Origin of the sequence: Flavobacterium sp. (genome assembly GCF_027531705.1) — a bacterium.
Classification (GTDB): Bacteria; Bacteroidota; Bacteroidia; order Flavobacteriales; family Flavobacteriaceae; genus Flavobacterium.
In genome coordinates this window covers 184,831-200,252 of sequence record NZ_JAPZSP010000004.1, presented here as the reverse complement: position 1 = coordinate 200,252, position 15,422 = coordinate 184,831, and the positions used below count along the sequence as shown (strand labels likewise).

At 31.6% G+C, this 15,422-nt stretch carries 25 protein-coding genes; 24 read left to right on the top strand and 1 reads right to left on the bottom strand.

What is annotated here, in order from left to right:
* From O9267_RS01650 to O9267_RS01545, 22 genes are all read left to right on the top strand, one after another.
* Nucleotides 1-2,346, top strand: coding sequence for a glycosyltransferase (locus tag O9267_RS01650; RefSeq protein WP_298175405.1), 2,346 nt, complete (start codon nt 1-3; stop codon nt 2,344-2,346).
* 12 nt (nt 2,347-2,358) lie between these two features.
* A complete protein-coding gene (locus O9267_RS01645; RefSeq protein ID WP_298175404.1) occupies nt 2,359-2,487 on the top strand; it encodes a hypothetical protein in 129 nt (42 codons plus the stop codon).
* Between the two features lie 10 nt (nt 2,488-2,497).
* Nucleotides 2,498-2,995: a response regulator gene (locus O9267_RS01640; RefSeq protein WP_298175403.1), complete on the top strand. Its 498-nt coding sequence runs from the start codon at nt 2,498-2,500 to the stop codon at nt 2,993-2,995.
* A 123-nt stretch (nt 2,996-3,118) separates the two neighbouring features.
* Complete coding sequence (locus O9267_RS01635) at nt 3,119-3,592, top strand: DNA starvation/stationary phase protection protein (protein WP_298175402.1); 474 nt, start codon at nt 3,119-3,121, stop codon at nt 3,590-3,592.
* 24 nt (nt 3,593-3,616) lie between these two features.
* Entirely contained in the window at nt 3,617-3,838 is a 222-nt protein-coding gene (locus O9267_RS01630; RefSeq protein WP_366521968.1) for an SHOCT domain-containing protein, read from the top strand.
* Nucleotides 3,835-4,230 carry a hypothetical protein gene (locus O9267_RS01625; RefSeq protein WP_298175401.1) on the top strand — a complete coding sequence of 132 codons (396 nt, stop codon included), beginning with the start codon at nt 3,835-3,837 and terminating at the stop codon, nt 4,228-4,230. The genes O9267_RS01630 and O9267_RS01625 overlap by 4 nt, the downstream gene beginning before the upstream one ends.
* Before the next feature lie 23 nt (nt 4,231-4,253).
* Nucleotides 4,254-4,553, top strand: a complete 300-nt coding sequence (locus O9267_RS01620) for a hypothetical protein (RefSeq protein ID WP_298175400.1) — start codon at nt 4,254-4,256, stop codon at nt 4,551-4,553.
* A gap of 23 nt (nt 4,554-4,576) precedes the next feature.
* On the top strand, nt 4,577-5,125 hold the full coding sequence (locus tag O9267_RS01615) for an NAD(P)H-dependent oxidoreductase (RefSeq protein ID WP_298175399.1): 549 nt from the start codon (nt 4,577-4,579) through the stop codon (nt 5,123-5,125).
* A gap of 110 nt (nt 5,126-5,235) precedes the next feature.
* Nucleotides 5,236-5,994, top strand: a complete 759-nt coding sequence (locus tag O9267_RS01610; RefSeq protein WP_298175398.1) for an ABC transporter permease — start codon at nt 5,236-5,238, stop codon at nt 5,992-5,994.
* Nucleotides 5,995-6,000: 6 nt separating this feature from the next.
* Nucleotides 6,001-6,738: an ATP-binding cassette domain-containing protein gene (locus tag O9267_RS01605; protein ID WP_298175397.1), complete on the top strand. Its 738-nt coding sequence runs from the start codon at nt 6,001-6,003 to the stop codon at nt 6,736-6,738.
* Nucleotides 6,739-6,750: 12 nt separating this feature from the next.
* Nucleotides 6,751-7,626: an MlaD family protein gene (locus O9267_RS01600; protein ID WP_298175396.1), complete on the top strand. Its 876-nt coding sequence runs from the start codon at nt 6,751-6,753 to the stop codon at nt 7,624-7,626.
* Nucleotides 7,627-7,864: 238 nt separating this feature from the next.
* Nucleotides 7,865-8,089: a hypothetical protein gene (locus O9267_RS01595; RefSeq protein ID WP_298175395.1), complete on the top strand. Its 225-nt coding sequence runs from the start codon at nt 7,865-7,867 to the stop codon at nt 8,087-8,089.
* 3 nt (nt 8,090-8,092) lie between these two features.
* Nucleotides 8,093-8,509, top strand: coding sequence for a low affinity iron permease family protein (locus O9267_RS01590; RefSeq protein WP_298175394.1), 417 nt, complete (start codon nt 8,093-8,095; stop codon nt 8,507-8,509).
* Nucleotides 8,510-8,556: 47 nt separating this feature from the next.
* A complete protein-coding gene (locus O9267_RS01585) occupies nt 8,557-8,985 on the top strand; it encodes a hypothetical protein (RefSeq protein ID WP_298175393.1) in 429 nt (142 codons plus the stop codon).
* Between the two features lie 117 nt (nt 8,986-9,102).
* Entirely contained in the window at nt 9,103-9,351 is a 249-nt protein-coding gene (locus O9267_RS01580; protein ID WP_298175392.1) for a hypothetical protein, read from the top strand.
* Between the two features lie 253 nt (nt 9,352-9,604).
* Nucleotides 9,605-9,790: a CsbD family protein gene (locus tag O9267_RS01575; RefSeq protein WP_298175391.1), complete on the top strand. Its 186-nt coding sequence runs from the start codon at nt 9,605-9,607 to the stop codon at nt 9,788-9,790.
* 13 nt (nt 9,791-9,803) lie between these two features.
* The gene (locus tag O9267_RS01570) at nt 9,804-10,268 is read left to right on the top strand and encodes a hypothetical protein (RefSeq protein WP_298175390.1); all 465 of its coding nucleotides are present in this window, start codon (nt 9,804-9,806) and stop codon (nt 10,266-10,268) included.
* A 157-nt stretch (nt 10,269-10,425) separates the two neighbouring features.
* The gene (locus O9267_RS01565) at nt 10,426-11,064 is read left to right on the top strand and encodes a porin family protein (RefSeq protein WP_298175389.1); all 639 of its coding nucleotides are present in this window, start codon (nt 10,426-10,428) and stop codon (nt 11,062-11,064) included.
* A gap of 7 nt (nt 11,065-11,071) precedes the next feature.
* Nucleotides 11,072-11,224: a lmo0937 family membrane protein gene (locus tag O9267_RS01560; RefSeq protein ID WP_298175388.1), complete on the top strand. Its 153-nt coding sequence runs from the start codon at nt 11,072-11,074 to the stop codon at nt 11,222-11,224.
* Nucleotides 11,225-11,245: 21 nt separating this feature from the next.
* Nucleotides 11,246-11,479: a YtxH domain-containing protein gene (locus O9267_RS01555; RefSeq protein ID WP_298175387.1), complete on the top strand. Its 234-nt coding sequence runs from the start codon at nt 11,246-11,248 to the stop codon at nt 11,477-11,479.
* Between the two features lie 75 nt (nt 11,480-11,554).
* On the top strand, nt 11,555-11,896 hold the full coding sequence (locus O9267_RS01550) for a hypothetical protein (protein ID WP_298175386.1): 342 nt from the start codon (nt 11,555-11,557) through the stop codon (nt 11,894-11,896).
* Nucleotides 11,897-11,898: 2 nt separating this feature from the next.
* Nucleotides 11,899-12,219, top strand: a complete 321-nt coding sequence (locus tag O9267_RS01545) for a hypothetical protein (protein WP_298175385.1) — start codon at nt 11,899-11,901, stop codon at nt 12,217-12,219.
* A 54-nt stretch (nt 12,220-12,273) separates the two neighbouring features.
* Here the strand turns inward: O9267_RS01545 and O9267_RS01540 are convergent, their stop codons facing one another.
* A complete protein-coding gene (locus tag O9267_RS01540) occupies nt 12,274-14,004 on the bottom strand; it encodes a hypothetical protein (RefSeq protein ID WP_298175384.1) in 1,731 nt (576 codons plus the stop codon).
* A gap of 237 nt (nt 14,005-14,241) precedes the next feature.
* Between O9267_RS01540 and O9267_RS01535 the strand changes: the two genes are divergently transcribed.
* Both O9267_RS01535 and O9267_RS01530 read left to right on the top strand, forming a co-directional pair.
* Nucleotides 14,242-14,778 (top strand): hypothetical protein, encoded by a 537-nt coding sequence (locus O9267_RS01535; RefSeq protein ID WP_298175383.1) that lies wholly within the window; start codon nt 14,242-14,244, stop codon nt 14,776-14,778.
* Nucleotides 14,779-14,875: 97 nt separating this feature from the next.
* Complete coding sequence (locus O9267_RS01530) at nt 14,876-15,346, top strand: methylated-DNA--[protein]-cysteine S-methyltransferase (protein ID WP_298175511.1); 471 nt, start codon at nt 14,876-14,878, stop codon at nt 15,344-15,346.
* Nucleotides 15,347-15,422: the final 76 nt, after the last annotated feature.

Below are 15,422 nucleotides of genomic sequence, written 5' to 3'. Positions count from 1 at the left end.
ATGAGAAACACAGCCCAACTAAACAGCCATAGCAACAGTTTTATAAACACTTTAAACTTGCAAAAAAAAGAAGAAATACTTCCCGAAATCCTATTTCTTACTACTTTTCCTCCGAGAGAATGCGGTATTGCAACCTATTCTCAAGATTTGATTTTTGCATTGAATAATAAATTCAAAAAATCATTTGCACTAAAAATTGTAGCACTCGAAATTGAAAACGAAAATCACAATTATGCCGAAGATATTTATGCCGTTTTAACAACAGACAATCAAAAATCATATATAAAATTAGCTGAAAAATGTAATCAAAATGACAATCTTCAACTTGTTTTGGTGCAACATGAGTTTGGTTTATTCAGAAATAACGAATCCGATTTTATTGCTTTTTTAGCCGTTATTAATAAGCCAAGAATTATCGTTTTTCATACTGTTTTACCCAATCCTGACAAAAAATTAAAACTACAAATTGAAGAAATAAATGCTGTGGTTGATGCTATTATTGTAATGACAAAAGCATCTGCTAAAATTTTAGTTGATGAGTATGCTATTCCAATTGATAAAATTTCAATAATTCCGCACGGAACACATCTCGTTGAACATCTTGATAAAGAAAAATTAAAAGAAAAATATGGTTTTGAAGGAAGAAAAATCCTTTCAACTTTTGGATTATTAAGTTCTGGAAAAAACATCGAAACTACTTTAGATGCGCTGCCTTCAATTATAAAAAATCAATCCGATGTTTTGTTTCTAATTATTGGAAAAACACATCCATCTGTTGTGAAAAATGAAGGTGAAAAATACCGGGAATTTCTAACTGAAAAAATCAAGACATTACAAATTCAAAACAATGTTTTGTTTATAAATCAGTATTTGTCATTACCAGTTTTGCTTGAATATTTGCAGCTCACAGACGTGTATTTATTTACTTCTAACGATAGAAATCAAGCCGTTTCTGGAACTTTTTCGTATGCTATAAGTTGTGGTTGCCCCATTATTTCAACACCAATTCCGCATGCTAGTGAAGTGCTAAAAAACGGAACAGGAATCATAATTGATTTTGAAAATCCTGCACAATTGTCAAAAGAAGTAATTCGACTTTTGAATGATGATAAATTAAGAGAAAATATTGGACTAAATGGATTGCATAAAATGGCTCCAAATGCTTGGGAAAATGCCGCTATTTCACACGCATTGTTATTTGAAAAAGTAACCAAAAAACCAATTTCATTAGAGTATAAAATCCCTATAGTAAACTTGAATCATCTTAAAAAAATGACAACAGATTTTGGGATTATCCAATTTTCTATTGTTAACCAACCTGATTTTTTTTCTGGATATACGCTAGATGATAATGCAAGAGCAATGGTGGCTATGTGTCAACATTACGAACTTTCAAATGATAAAAACGACTTGTACTATATTGAATTGTACTTTAATTTCATCAAGTATTGTTTGCAAAAAGAAGGTAACTTTTTGAACTATGTTGATATCAATAAAAATTTCACAAACCAAAATGATGAAAATCTTGAAGATTCCAACGGAAGAGCAATTTGGGCGTTAGGATATCTTTTGTCAATCAGTCATCTATTGCCTGATGAATTGGTGAAAAATGCTGAAAAAACAATGAACAAAGCTATTTCAAATGTTTTGACTATTCATTCCACACGAGCAATGGCGTTTATTATAAAAGGTGTTTACCTAAGTAATTTGAATCAAAATTCATTTGCTAAAATTTCACTTATTAAGCATTTCGCTGATAAATTAGTGCAAATGTACCGTCACGAAGCCGATGAAAAATGGGAATGGTTTGAGAGTTATTTGACTTACGCTAACAGCTGTTTGCCAGAAGCTTTATTGTGCGCTTATTTGTCATCGGGAGAAATTGTGTATAAAAAAATTGCCCAAACTAGCTTTCATTTTTTACTGTCAAAAACCTTCAAAGACAATAGTATAAAAGTGATTTCTAACAAAGGTTGGCTTCATAATAATGAAGTTTTTAAAGAAAAAATAGGTGGAGAACAACCTATAGATATTGCCTACACAATAATTGCGTTGAGTAAGTTTTACCAAATATTTGGTGATGATGATTATTTACAAAAAATGAGAAATGCTTTCAATTGGTTTATGGGTGACAATCACCTTAATCAGATTATTTACAATCCTTGTACTGGTGGTTGTTATGATGGTTTAGAAGAAGATTATATCAATCTAAATCAAGGTGCTGAATCAACAGTAAGTTATCTAATGGCACGATTGACAATTCAAAAACAATTGAATATGGCAACCAATGAAGAGGTTAAAAAACTTTATGTTTCTATGAAAACACACAAAAAACAAATGGCTTAATTTTCTAAAATCATGGCAATAAAAAAAATTCATGTAATCGCAACTAAGAAAAGCGATGCTAAAAAAGAAAAATCAAAAACGGTAAAACCAAAAGCGATTAGAAAAAAACTAAACGAGTTTGGCGATAATGATTCATTATAAAAAAAACAAAATGGAAACAAATATTCAAAATCTATTGCTTTTAGAAGACAATCCACAATCTTCTGCTAGAATTGTTGCTTTTTTGGAAACAAAATTTCCAAATTCTTTATCGATTTCAACTTTTACTAATGGTGATGATCTTTTAAAATCTGTTAAATCTGACACATCAATTGTGATTTTAGATTATGATTTAAATGGAGAACAAGGCGATTTGATTTTGCAAAAAATAAAAGCAATAAATCCAAATACCGAAGTTATTATACTTTCATCAGATGACGATATAGTAATAGCAATAGATGCTTACAGAAAAGGTGCCAAAAGTTTTGTTCCAAAAAACAAAAACACTTTGGCAAGAATACAAACTATAATTTCAAAAATTATTTATTATCCAGCAGCCATCATCCAACGTTTTTTTGGGTTCAAAGAACTTGTTGCAATTTTTATTGTGGAAGTTTTTTATATAGGTGTTGTAGTTTTTGTTGGATTTCAACTTTTGAAATTTAGGTAATCATAAAAGATACAAATTCAAAAAAACTAGGAATATTGAAACTCTGATGCAAAATTATATAACGTTTTTAGTGTTAATAATGAGAACTTTACAATATTAAAATTTATTTAAAATAAAAAAATCATGATCCCAAAAATAGGAATTACTGAAGCGCATTTAGAAAAAAGTATCAGTTTATTGTCTGTTATTTTATCAGATGAAATGACTTTATATGTCAAAACAAGAAAATTTCATTGGAATGTTACCGGTGAAAGCTTCATGGAATTACACAAACTTTTTCAAAATCAATATACCGAATTAGAAGAAATTATTGATGAAGTAGCCGAACGTATTAACAAACTTGGTGGCAGAACTATTGGCACAATGACCGAGTTTATGAAACTATCAAGAATCAAAGAAACGCCTGATCATTATCCAACACAAGGAGCAATGTTGAGCGAGTTGAATGCCGATCACGAAACACTTATTGCGCAATTAAGAATGGACATTGATATTTCTTCTGAAGAAAATCATGATGCTGGAACTGCTGATATGCTTACCAAAATTTTGCAACAGCACGAAACAATCGCCTGGATAGTAAGAAGATATTTGAGCTAAAAAAATAATTAAAAAAACAAAATTATGTACTACGAAAATTATTATTGGGGAATGAATGTTATTTGGTGGATATTATGGATAATTATGTTGGTTTGGATATTTGCCGTGCCTTATGATATTCCGTATCAAAGAAGCAAACGAGAATCTTCTGCAGAAATTTTGAAAAAAAGATACGCTTCTGGCGAAATAAATCTGGAAGAATTTCACACAATGAAAAAAAATATTACCAAAGCAAAAAACAAATGAAAACTGTAAAAAAAATAGGCATTTGGATGGATCATGCTACTGCACATTTAATAGAATTTTCTTCTGAAGCTAAAGAAACGCAAATCATAACTTCCGACTTTACTTTTCAAGATAAGGAAGAAACTTTGCAACGCAGCGAAAGCGAAATGCATAATAAAGAGCAACATAAACACGCTACTTTTTACAAAAATATTGCTGCCGAAATCAAAAAATTTGATGAAGTGCTTCTTTTCGGACCAACGGATGCCAAAGTTGAATTGTTCAATCTGATAAGAGAAAATCACAGTTATGATAACATCAAAATTGAATTTAAAAGTGCCGATAAAATGTCTGACACAGAACAACATAAGTTCGTTAGAGACTATTTTAAAAGACTGGAATTCAACATGTAATTTCTTTCTAAAAAAACAATCAGATGAAAAAAACAAAAGATTATTCCAATTATCCGGCAAACGAAGATATTTATAACAAGCTAAAAAAAGAAGCCGATATTGATCCTGAAGATGTTTCAAAAAAGAAAGAAATCATCAAAATTGAAAAGGTTGAAAAACCAAACGAAAAAGATTTCAATCAAGACAAATCAGGAAACGATTTAGATATTCCAGGTGCCGAACTCGATGATGAACAAGAAAACAATGGCAACGAAGACGAAGAAAATAATTTCTATAGTATTGGTGGCGATGACCACAACGATTTAGAAGAAGACAATCAATAATTAATCACTTAAATTCAAGCAAGATGTATCAAATTTCAATTATTTCATCAAGTATAAGAACTGATAGAAAAAGTCACAATGTGGCGCTTTATCTTGAAAAATATATAAATGATAACAAATTAGCAAAAGTTGAGATTATCGACCTGAAACAGTTTGATTTTCCCATTTTTGAGGAACGTTTGAAGTTTCAAAACAAACCAAGTTTAGAAGCACTTGAATTCAAAAATAAAATAATAGCATCCGACGGAATTATCATCGTTTCACCCGAATATAACGGAAGCATTCCAGCAAGTTTAAAAAATGTAATTGATCTTTTGTACGAAGAATGGCAAGGTAAAACCATTGCTTTTTCGACTGTTTCTTCTGGAGAATTTGGCGGATTGCAAGCATTAACACATTTAGAATTTGTTTTCAAAAAAATTGGAGCTTTGGTTGATCTAGCAAATTTTTCTATATCAAAAGTACAAGACATGTTTGATGATTTTGGCGTTCCAACCAACAAAAAGAAAACAGACGAATTAGCCAAAATATTCATAGAAGAATTTATAAAATGGATTAAAAGCAACAAATAACAATGCCTTTTCAAGGTCAAGAGAAGAAACCATTCACCAAGAATTTATTTTTGGTACTAACCTAAAGGCTTTGTTTTTACATCAAAATTAATTTCCAAAAAACCATTATTTTGATAACATCATTAAAAAGTTTTTTCACAGATGCGGGCAATTTTTCTTTGTTCACGGCACGTTTTTTCAAAGAACTATTCTTGCCACCATTTCAGTTTAATGAATTTGTAAGACAATGTTTTGCCGTTGGTTATAAATCATTACCGCTTGTCACCATTACAGGTTTCATTATGGGATTAGTGCTTACTATCCAATCGCGACCAACCATGACCAAGTTTGGAGCCGAATCTTGGTTACCAAGCATGGTTTCACTTTCTTTGATTAGAGAAATTGCACCAGTAATTACCGCTTTGATTTGTGCCGGAAAAATAGCTTCTGGAATTGGGGCCGAATTAGGTTCAATGAAAGTTACGGAACAAATTGACGCAATGGAAGTTTCGGCAATAAATCCCTATAAATATTTGGTTGTAACCCGAATTTTGGCCACAACATTAATGGTTCCAATATTGGTTTTTTATGCCGATTTAGTTGGGATTTTTGGTGGATATATTGGTTACAATGTCCACGGAACAATGAGCCTTTACAGATATTTCACAGGTGTTTTTGAGCATCTTGAATTTTTAGACATTCTTCCAGCCACAGTAAAAACTTTTTTCTTCGGATTTTTTATTGGATTAATCGGTTGTTACAAAGGTTTCACGGCTTCCAACGGAACAGCAAGTGTTGGTTTGGCAGCCAATTCGGCAGTTGTTACGGCTTCACTTTCTATTTTTATTATAGATATGTTGGCAGTTCAAATCACGGATTTTTTCTTTTAAAAAAGTATGAAAAAAGCCATTCCCATAATCGAAATTAAAAATCTCTACAAATCATTTGGTAGTAATAAAGTGCTTAATGGTATAAATCTTTCTGTTAATAAAGGTGAAGATTTGGTCATTTTAGGGCGTTCAGGTTCGGGAAAATCGGTGGCTATAAAATGTTTGGTTGGATTAATAATTGCTGATAAAGGCGAAATAAACGTTTTTGGAACAGATGTAACCAAATTAAATAATACAGAACTTAATAAAATCAGATCTCGAATTGGTTTTTTATTCCAAAATGGTGCTTTATACGATTCTATGTCGGTTAGAAATAATCTGGCTTTTACACTGATGCATCATGTCAAAGATTTAACCAAAGAAGAAGTCGAAAAACAAATTATCGAAACCCTCGACAATGTTGGACTTAAAGAAGCTATTGACCTTATGCCTTCTGAACTTTCTGGCGGAATGCGAAAAAGAATTGGTTTGGCAAGAACATTAATCATCAAACCCGAAATCATTTTGTATGACGAACCAACAACAGGTTTAGACACAATAACTTCAAGAGAAATAAGCGAATTAATTTTGACCGTTCAAGAAAAATACAAGACAACTTCTATTATTATCACACACGATTTAGCATGTGCCAAACGAACAGGAAACCGAATCATGATTTTAAAAGACGGAGTAATAAACTGTGAAGGAACTTATGCCGAACTCGAAAACAGTAAAGATGAATGGGTAAAATCCTTTTTTATTTAAAAAATCAAGACTATGAATAAAACTTCAAGTTATATATGGAAATTAGGAATGTTTGTAATCATCGGAATTACAATTTTTCTGGCAACAATTTATTTTGTTGGTGCCACTCGAAATTTATTTGGTTCAACTATTCATTTAAAATCAAATTTCACTAATGTTAGCGGACTAAAAGTTGGTAATATCGTTCGATTTTCTGGAATAAATGTGGGTACAATCAAGTCTATTTCTTTTGTTTCAGATACAGTTGTCGTAGTCGATTTTATTATCAAAGACGAAATACAAAAATTCATAAAAACCGACGCCGTAACCAGTATTGGAACCGACGGATTAATGGGCGACAAAGTGCTAACCATTTCGCCAGGAACACCAACAAATCCTATGGTAAAAGAAAATGATTTTATAGCTTCTAGCAAAGCAATAGAAATGGAAGACATTATGAAAAGTCTAAAAACCAGTATGGATTATGCCGGAATTATAACGCAACAACTAGCCGAATTCAGCTATAAAATGAATAGCAACAAAGGCGCATTATCCAAATTGATGACCGATGAAAAATTTGCTAATTCTATTGCCAAAACACTAACCAATCTTGAATCAAGTTCAGATGAATTTTCTACTTTTTCAAAAAAAATGAATAACAAAAATGGCGTTTTGTCTAAACTAGTAGGCGATGAGCAACTCGGAAAATCGGTCGACACAACTATAACCAATTTACAAACCTCGACCGAATCATTAAACGAAACTATAAAAGCAGCGCAAAATAATTTTCTGTTAAAAGGTTATTTCAATAAAAAGAAACGAGCTGAAGAAAAACTAAAAAAAGCAGAAGAAAAAAAGCTAAAAAAGGAAGAGAAGCTAAAAAAACAATTAGAAAAATTAAAAAAATAAACTAGCAATAGTATAAGTTTTAACCATAATTGTATAACACCAAACCAGTGCAAACAGACTACATTTGAATACTATAAAAGGTCATTTTCTTAGTTTCAAAATTATCTTAAAAAGAACTTTATCAGCTAAAACGAATTTGCATAGACTAATTGATTGTAATGAAAAAACAATGAAATGAAATCTTGGTAAATGACTTTCAAACGAAGTAAAGTTCTTTTTTTATTTAAAAAATTCAACCATGACAACACAAGACAATTTGAATGCTGAGATTTTAAAACTTACAATGGTAATCAGATCAGAATTTCCAGAATTACTAAAGTTTTTAAACGAAATGCCGGTGACAATTCCCACCGAAAAACATCCAGATATAGATACTGCAGTTTTGCAAGAATACTATAATTCACTTTATGATTTATTGCTAAAATACGCACCAAATCACAGTTGTCTCATTAAAAACAAGTAGAAAATGAATAAGATGTATTGTAATATTGAGATAGCATTTGAAATCCTAACTACTATTGTTACCAAAGTTTTAGGCAATTCAATTACGTTTATACTTGCTTTTTGTTTGGTTATCTATTGGTGGGCAACCAATCTTTTTACTTCAAACGACACACATCAAAACATAGGCGATATCATATTCGGCACCACTTTTCTTAGTTTATTTATCATTCAAAAATCTTTCAATAAATATTCAGCATTGATTCATTCAAAGCTGAACGAATTAGTTTCTAGCAACCAAGAAGCAAGCAATTCGGTTTTAAATACCAGTAAAAAATCTGAAAGCGAAATAATAAAAATGGCCAAAGTATATGCAGAAGAAATTATAGAAGAAGAAATCGAAAAAATCATAGAAGAAAACCAAAAAGAAAATGAAATTTAGCAACAATCTGTTTAAAAGCATTGCTTTAATAACTAAAATTCTATAAAATGAAAAAATTTACACTAGCAACACTTCTCTTAGTGTTCAGTTTCTCAAATGCGCAAGTTTCTGTCAATGTAAATATAGGAACGCCACCCGTTTGGGGACCAGCCATTACAACCCAAGAATATTACTATCTACCAGATATCGATTCATATTATGACATTCGTCAATCGCAATTTATTTACCTAAACAATGGAGTTTGGATTAGAGCAAAATCGTTGCCTAGTCACTACAGAAGCTACAATCTAAACACAGGTCATATTATTGTTATAAATGATTATCATGGTCATAAACCTTATGCAAATTATAGAAGCAATAGAGCAAAATATTATAAAAGCAACAATAATTGGCAAAAATCTCAAAAAAGAGAAGTAAAAAGCGATAATGGTAAACATAAAGGTAACAATAAAGGCAACGGAAAAGGCAGACATTAATATAAATATATGAATATTGAAACTTATATAAATAGTTGTATAACAATTGTTTAAAACTAATGTTGGAGATTTGTATAGTTTTGAAAATTCATTCAAAACACTTAATATAAATATAAAATGACAACTGAAGTAAAAGTAAAAAAAGTAAAAGATGCAAAAGTTGAAAGTCAAAAAATAGTTGACAATCACAAAAAAGCAGCAATGCATCACGAAGCAGCAGCCATGCATCATCACGAAGCAGCAAAACAATATTCGGCAGGAAACAGCACAATGGCTTGTGGCTGCAATGACAAAGCAAAAAATCAAACAGTTTTGGCAAAAAAAATTGAAAAGAAAAACAAGAAAAAACATAATGCAGTAGCATAACGATTTTTTTTGGTTAGATCATTATTCTTTAAAAGCATCGATTAATTAATTGATGCTTTTTTTATAGATAGTCAATCCAACCCTAAAAAAAATTATAAAGATTTCTCCAATTTTTCCAATCTGTGTTCCAAAAAAAAAACGCATTCCAAATCCTAAACCTATGAATAATGCAAATCTAAAAAGCAATTGTATAAAACATCTTTCACCTAATCATTGCAACTTTGACAAATAAAGAAACTTAAATATAAAAGCTATGAACACTACAGAAGTAAAAGGAAATTGGGACGAACAAAAAGGGAAACTAAAACAAAAATTTGCAAAATTAACCGACAATGATTTGCTTTTTATAGAAGGCAAAAAAGACGAAATGCTTGGTAAGCTTCAAATAAAATTGGGCAAAACCAAAGAAGAATTACACAAAATAATCCAGGAACTTTAATAAATAACAAATTATGAAAAAATCCATTTTAATAATTGCGTTAGCGACCATTTTTACTGCATCACTTACTACAAGTTGTAAATCTAATGCCGACAAAGAAGCCGATGCTCAAGAAGATGTTGCCATTGCACAAGAAGATTTAAAAGATACCGAACAAGAAGTTATCGACGATCAATTGACAAAAGCCAATGATGCCGAATGGCAAAATTACAAAGCCGAAGCCAATACAACAATTGCCGCTAACGAAGCTCGAATAGTAGAACTCAAAAAAGCAGTTAAAAAAACAGGAACAACTTTCGATTCTGCTTATGAAAAAAGCATCGATGATTTAGAAAAAAGAAACAAATCGTTGAGAACAAAAATCGAAGATTATGAAAACAATCAAACCGATTGGGCGTCATTCAAGCGAGAATTTAGTTCCGACATGACTGAGTTAGGAAGTGCCTTAAAAGATTTGACAGTAAACAATAAAAAATAGCCAAAAAGCGAGATTCACGTCTCGCTTTTTTCATGCTTTTCTTTTTATAAAAAGTATGAAAATTATAACATTTTCAAATAGTTATGTAACACTTTATACTTGGTTTAGAGTCAACTTTGTACAGTAATAATTCAATTACAATTAATAACCAAATAAAATGAAAAACGCTAAACTAATAATCACATTTGTGTTTCTTATAAGCACACTACAACATGTCAATGCTCAAGATAGCAAATTTAAAATTGGCGCTAAAGGTGGCGTTAATTTTTCCAATCTATACGCAGATACTGTTGATGACAAAAATGTACTAATAGGTTTCAACGCAGGACTTTTTGCCAAATTACCAATTACCAGTTTCATTGCCGTTCAACCAGAAGTTTATTATACAACCAAAGGTTCAGAGTTGGTTTACAACAATGCATTTGTCAGCGGAACAGCAAAATTCAATCTAAACTATATAGAAGTGCCTGTTTTGGTTGTTATCAATCTAACTAACAATTTCAACCTTCATGCAGGACCTTATTTAGGATTTTTAATCAACGGAAAAGTAAAAAACGATTCCAATGCAAACGCTTTTGATTTTGAAAACAATATAAACAATGACGATTTCAATAAAATTGATGCCGGATTAGCCGTTGGACTTGGTATGGATGCCGACAAACTAAGTGTTGGTGTACGTTACAGTTATGGTATGACTACCGTTGGAAAACAAAGACAATTCAACGGAACAGAATTTACCTTTCCCGATGGAAAAAACAGTGTTATTAATCTTTATTTAGGAATCGCTTTAAACTAAAAAAATCATGGGAAATCTACTCTACACAATCGCAGTTATTTTAGTCGTTTTATGGGCAATCGGATTTTTTGCTTACGGCGCAAGTTCAATCATTCACATTCTTTTGGTAATAGCCGTTATTGCCATTTTGTTACGATTAATTCAAGGAAAAAAAGTATAAAAACAGTTTAAATATCATATCATGAACACAAGTAAAGTATTATTAGGCGTATTAGGCGGTGTTGCCGCAGGAGCTATTGCAGGAATTTTGTTTGCACCAGCCAAAGGTTGTAAAACAAGAAAAAGAATTATGAACAAAGGAAAAGATTATGCAGATGATCTAAAAGAAAAATTTGAAGACTTGTATCAAGAAGTGGCAGACAAATACAAAAGTGTTGTAGAAGAAACCAAAGAAATGATTTCAGAAAACAAGTAATTTCAAAAGTGAAACCTGTTTATTTTTGACTAAATAAGCAGGTTTTTTTTCAATACTAAATTTATAAATCAAGATATGGAAAATGCTACTACAATAGAAAAATTGATTGAAAAAGCAGAAGATTATAGTAAAACTACTTTTGAACTTTGCAAATACAACGCCGTTTATAAATCAGCCGATATCTTTTCCTCATTAGCCGTCAAGGTCATCATTTCACTCGTCATTGTACTATTCTCATTATTAGTAAACATTGGACTTTCGTTATGGTTAGGCGAACTAATAGGGCATACCTACTACGGATTTTTCATCATAGCCCTACTATATTTAGCCATAGCCTTATTGCTATATATATTCAGATACGAATGGATAAAAAAACCAATCAGTAATTTCATTATTAACCGATTAGTAAAGAAATAATGATGAAAACACCCGATGAAAGAGGCGTATTGATGCAAAAAATCATTGCCTTACAACACCAACAAGCACAAGAACTAATCGTGCTCAAAGAACAACTTAAACTAACCTACGAAAGTGTACGACCACTTAATTTCCTAAAAGCGACACTACACGACATGACCACATCGCCACAAGTAAAAACCGATTTGGTAAGCGGAGCCGTCAACATGACCTCTTTTCTATTGTCCAAAAACCCAGTCCTCTCAACCTTTCAACAACCTATCAAAAAAGTGGTGGCTACTGTTTTAAAATTTGTCTTCAAAAAATTCATTTCTCCAAAATAAACAACTACTACAACCCATAAAACAACAAATCCGAAATGAAAGTTTCGAATTTTCCTACTGATACTCCACCAAAACAGGTTTAGCAATCTCAAAATTCTGCAACCCAAAATCAGAAGTTTGAAACGAATTAGTTTTCAAAATAGAATCTCCAGCACCAGGAATAGTAGGGTAGAAGGAAAACGAAAACTGAAACGAGTTAAAAACCAAATAGTCATTACTTACAATAATTCCCAATCCTAATTGCGAGTAAACCTTGCTTCCTTTAAAACCCGTATCGCGTTGCCCCAACATTCCCATCGAGTAACTAAAAAAAGGATTCAACCGAAAACCCAAAAGCTCCCAAGGAGAATAACCCTGCGTTTGAAAAGTAACCAACAATTTCTTAGTACCCAAAAGCGTCTCACTGTTAAACCCTTGAATACCATTAGGTTCATTAAGCGACAACCTATCCGAGTTGGACTCAAGTCGGTTATTTCCTAGTGTAAGTTGAGGTTTTATAAATTGCCTAAAACTCCATTTGCCAGTCTCAATCAAGTTGGTAAAATAAATCGACTTAAAAGTAATAGTACTTTGCACCGTTTTGCCTTCCTTCAAAAAAGTGCCATATTCTACATTGCCACTCAAATAACCAAACTTAAAATAATCACCAATAGAAACCCTTCCGCCTGCATAAAAACGAAACAAACTATTCTTTTTCTGATAACCCGTTGTTACATTATATACAAAGCCAGTCGCAACGTCTTCGGTAATATTAAAATTAAAGATTTTAGTATCCTGAACATACTTTCTAGAAGAAATCCCAAAGCCAAACAAATACAAATGCTCCCTCGAATAAATCCCTAAACTATCAACAACCGAAATAGGTTTCTGAGTATATTTTCTATCAAAATAACGAGCCGTCATAATAAAGTTAGTCGCCCTATTAAACTCAGAATTACCCTTAAAAATCTGAAAAGAACGACCTGCCCAAAAATCTTGAGAATCATACTTAATTCTTTCAATCACCTGATTCTGATTGGCATCAAGATAAATAGGTTTTTCAAAATTCTGACCAACAAATGCACCAGCTGCCCATCGAGCATAAGGAGAAAAGAAAGGTCTTTCGGTTGAAAAACTCTTCGAATAATCATTATCAAAACCAATTTCGTACCGAACATTAGTCCTAATAAAAGTATTCATGATATTAGGAACCGTATAACTCGTGCTATAACCAAACTGGCTAGTAGTCAAACTCTCCGAATAGGAATTGGCAAATTCATGACCAGTTCCAAAAAAGTTTCGATCTTTCAAATAAAAAGTTGTTTTAGTAACAGAACCTTTTACGTCGGGCAACAAACTCCATGCATCCAAAACCCGAATAGTAACATCCACCGAATCCTGAGAAACTACTTCAGAAGTTATGGCAACACTTCTAACAAACCGCTGACTTCTAATCAAACGCTCCGATTCTTTAACCATTAATGAATCAAAAGGTGTGTTTCTTTTAATCAAAAGAAGATTTCTTATCGCAAACTTTTTGGATTTAGCATGCAGAGAATTACTAGCTTTATACACAAATCGATTTGGCACCATAGTGCTATCAACTGGCGAATAACCAAAAGGATCAAGTGTTACAATTCGTATCTTTCTAATTATTTTGCATTCATAAGCAGACAAATCTTTCTTCATCTTTTTTTGAAAAGTATTTTTTTTGACTTTCTGTTTTGCAACAGGTTCAAAAATCAACTTGTGAATGTACTTAGTAAACTTACTTTTCTTAGAATAATTCTCAATGTTTCTATACATTTTGGACGTATCTTTAACTGCAGGATTCTCTTGCGCCAATGAAAATTGACAACAGCAAATCAGCACCAAGAAAAAGCTACTTTTAAGGGTATGAAACATTCTAGTTTTTGTTTTTTCAAAATTACTATTTATAATTTCAACTTCAGGTTTCCCCGTGAATTATATAACTAATAAAAATAATTCTAATAGTTTAGGCTTCTAAATTTGTAGTGTATTAATAATTAAAAACACTACATTATGAAAACGATAACTTTCGCAATTATTGCTCTACTATTTACATTTAGTATTCAAGCACAAAACACTAACAAAAAAACGGAAACCACTACTACAACCAATACCAAGAAAGATTCGGATGGTATACACAAAACAGTAAAAAAAGAAGTAACCAGTGAATCACAAAATATTGAGTTGAAAGAAGAAAAACCAAATACGCTGAATATCGAAATGAAAGATTCGCCTGTAAACACGGTTTCCACAACGAAAATAACCAATCCCGACGGAACAACCAGAACAGTCGACGTTGACCGTTCGTCTTATTATGTATCAAACGGAAATAAATATAAAGTGGAACTTGATGCTTCTGGTTATGTAATAAGTTACGGAAATAACAAACCAGCATTACTTAGACGAACATCAACTAATAGTTTTGTTTATAGAGCAAATGACGAAACATCAATAGCCTATTTTGACACACTAGGTAATTTGATAATCGAAACCTATGATAGTAAATCAGATAAAATTTACACTGATGTTTATATGGTTGTTAAAGAATAACTCAAACCTCATTTTGGTTTACTTGCAAAATCCTAATCAGAAATGGTTAGGATTTTTATTTTTAGTACTAAACAAATTGATTACTTTTGAATTTATGATAGAAACTGCCTTTATAAAAACACCGTTAGGAATCGCAAAAATAGAAGGCGACGAAGATGGTATTTCAGTAATTTCAATCAATACAGAAGAAAAAATTACTTCAAAAGTTCCCAAAGTATTGCAAGAAGCAGTTACACAATTACACGATTATTTTTTAGGAAAAAGAAAAGATTTCACTTTCAAGTTAAATCCGAAAGGAACAGATTTTCAGCAAAAAGTTTGGCAAGAGTTAGCTCAAATTCCTTACGGGAAAACGATGTCTTACATGGATTTGTCAAAGAAACTTGGCGATGTAAAAGCGATTAGAGCTGTAGCATCAGCCAATGGCAAAAACCCAATTTGGATAGTAGTTCCGTGTCATCGTGTCATTGGTTCAGATGGTTCTTTAACCGGATATGCTGGCGGTTTGTGGCGCAAAAAATGGCTGCTCGAACATGAAAATCCATCGAATCAACAAAGTTTGTTTTAAAATTCTTATATTTTTAATTTCAAATTCCAATATTATTCTTAAATTCGTAAAACTAATTATGATTTTGCTTTCAAGT

Bases quoted from the DNA above. Each gene is read 5' to 3' on its own strand.
- O9267_RS01650 (WP_298175405.1), top strand. From the start codon at position 1: ATGAGAAACACAGCCCAACTAAACAGCCATAGCAACAGTTTTATAAAC.
- O9267_RS01645 (WP_298175404.1), top strand. From the start codon at position 2,359: ATGGCAATAAAAAAAATTCATGTAATCGCAACTAAGAAAAGCGATGCT.
- O9267_RS01640 (WP_298175403.1), top strand. From the start codon at position 2,498: ATGGAAACAAATATTCAAAATCTATTGCTTTTAGAAGACAATCCACAA.
- O9267_RS01635 (WP_298175402.1), top strand. From the start codon at position 3,119: ATGATCCCAAAAATAGGAATTACTGAAGCGCATTTAGAAAAAAGTATC.
- O9267_RS01630 (WP_366521968.1), top strand. From the start codon at position 3,617: ATGTACTACGAAAATTATTATTGGGGAATGAATGTTATTTGGTGGATA.
- O9267_RS01625 (WP_298175401.1), top strand. From the start codon at position 3,835: ATGAAAACTGTAAAAAAAATAGGCATTTGGATGGATCATGCTACTGCA.
- O9267_RS01620 (WP_298175400.1), top strand. From the start codon at position 4,254: ATGAAAAAAACAAAAGATTATTCCAATTATCCGGCAAACGAAGATATT.
- O9267_RS01615 (WP_298175399.1), top strand. From the start codon at position 4,577: ATGTATCAAATTTCAATTATTTCATCAAGTATAAGAACTGATAGAAAA.
- O9267_RS01605 (WP_298175397.1), top strand. From the start codon at position 6,001: ATGAAAAAAGCCATTCCCATAATCGAAATTAAAAATCTCTACAAATCA.
- O9267_RS01600 (WP_298175396.1), top strand. From the start codon at position 6,751: ATGAATAAAACTTCAAGTTATATATGGAAATTAGGAATGTTTGTAATC.
- O9267_RS01595 (WP_298175395.1), top strand. From the start codon at position 7,865: ATGACAACACAAGACAATTTGAATGCTGAGATTTTAAAACTTACAATG.
- O9267_RS01590 (WP_298175394.1), top strand. From the start codon at position 8,093: ATGAATAAGATGTATTGTAATATTGAGATAGCATTTGAAATCCTAACT.
- O9267_RS01585 (WP_298175393.1), top strand. From the start codon at position 8,557: ATGAAAAAATTTACACTAGCAACACTTCTCTTAGTGTTCAGTTTCTCA.
- O9267_RS01580 (WP_298175392.1), top strand. From the start codon at position 9,103: ATGACAACTGAAGTAAAAGTAAAAAAAGTAAAAGATGCAAAAGTTGAA.
- O9267_RS01575 (WP_298175391.1), top strand. From the start codon at position 9,605: ATGAACACTACAGAAGTAAAAGGAAATTGGGACGAACAAAAAGGGAAA.
- O9267_RS01570 (WP_298175390.1), top strand. From the start codon at position 9,804: ATGAAAAAATCCATTTTAATAATTGCGTTAGCGACCATTTTTACTGCA.
- O9267_RS01565 (WP_298175389.1), top strand. From the start codon at position 10,426: ATGAAAAACGCTAAACTAATAATCACATTTGTGTTTCTTATAAGCACA.
- O9267_RS01560 (WP_298175388.1), top strand. From the start codon at position 11,072: ATGGGAAATCTACTCTACACAATCGCAGTTATTTTAGTCGTTTTATGG.
- O9267_RS01555 (WP_298175387.1), top strand. From the start codon at position 11,246: ATGAACACAAGTAAAGTATTATTAGGCGTATTAGGCGGTGTTGCCGCA.
- O9267_RS01550 (WP_298175386.1), top strand. From the start codon at position 11,555: ATGGAAAATGCTACTACAATAGAAAAATTGATTGAAAAAGCAGAAGAT.
- O9267_RS01545 (WP_298175385.1), top strand. From the start codon at position 11,899: ATGAAAACACCCGATGAAAGAGGCGTATTGATGCAAAAAATCATTGCC.
- O9267_RS01540 (WP_298175384.1), bottom strand. From the start codon at position 14,004: ATGTATAGAAACATTGAGAATTATTCTAAGAAAAGTAAGTTTACTAAG.
- O9267_RS01535 (WP_298175383.1), top strand. From the start codon at position 14,242: ATGAAAACGATAACTTTCGCAATTATTGCTCTACTATTTACATTTAGT.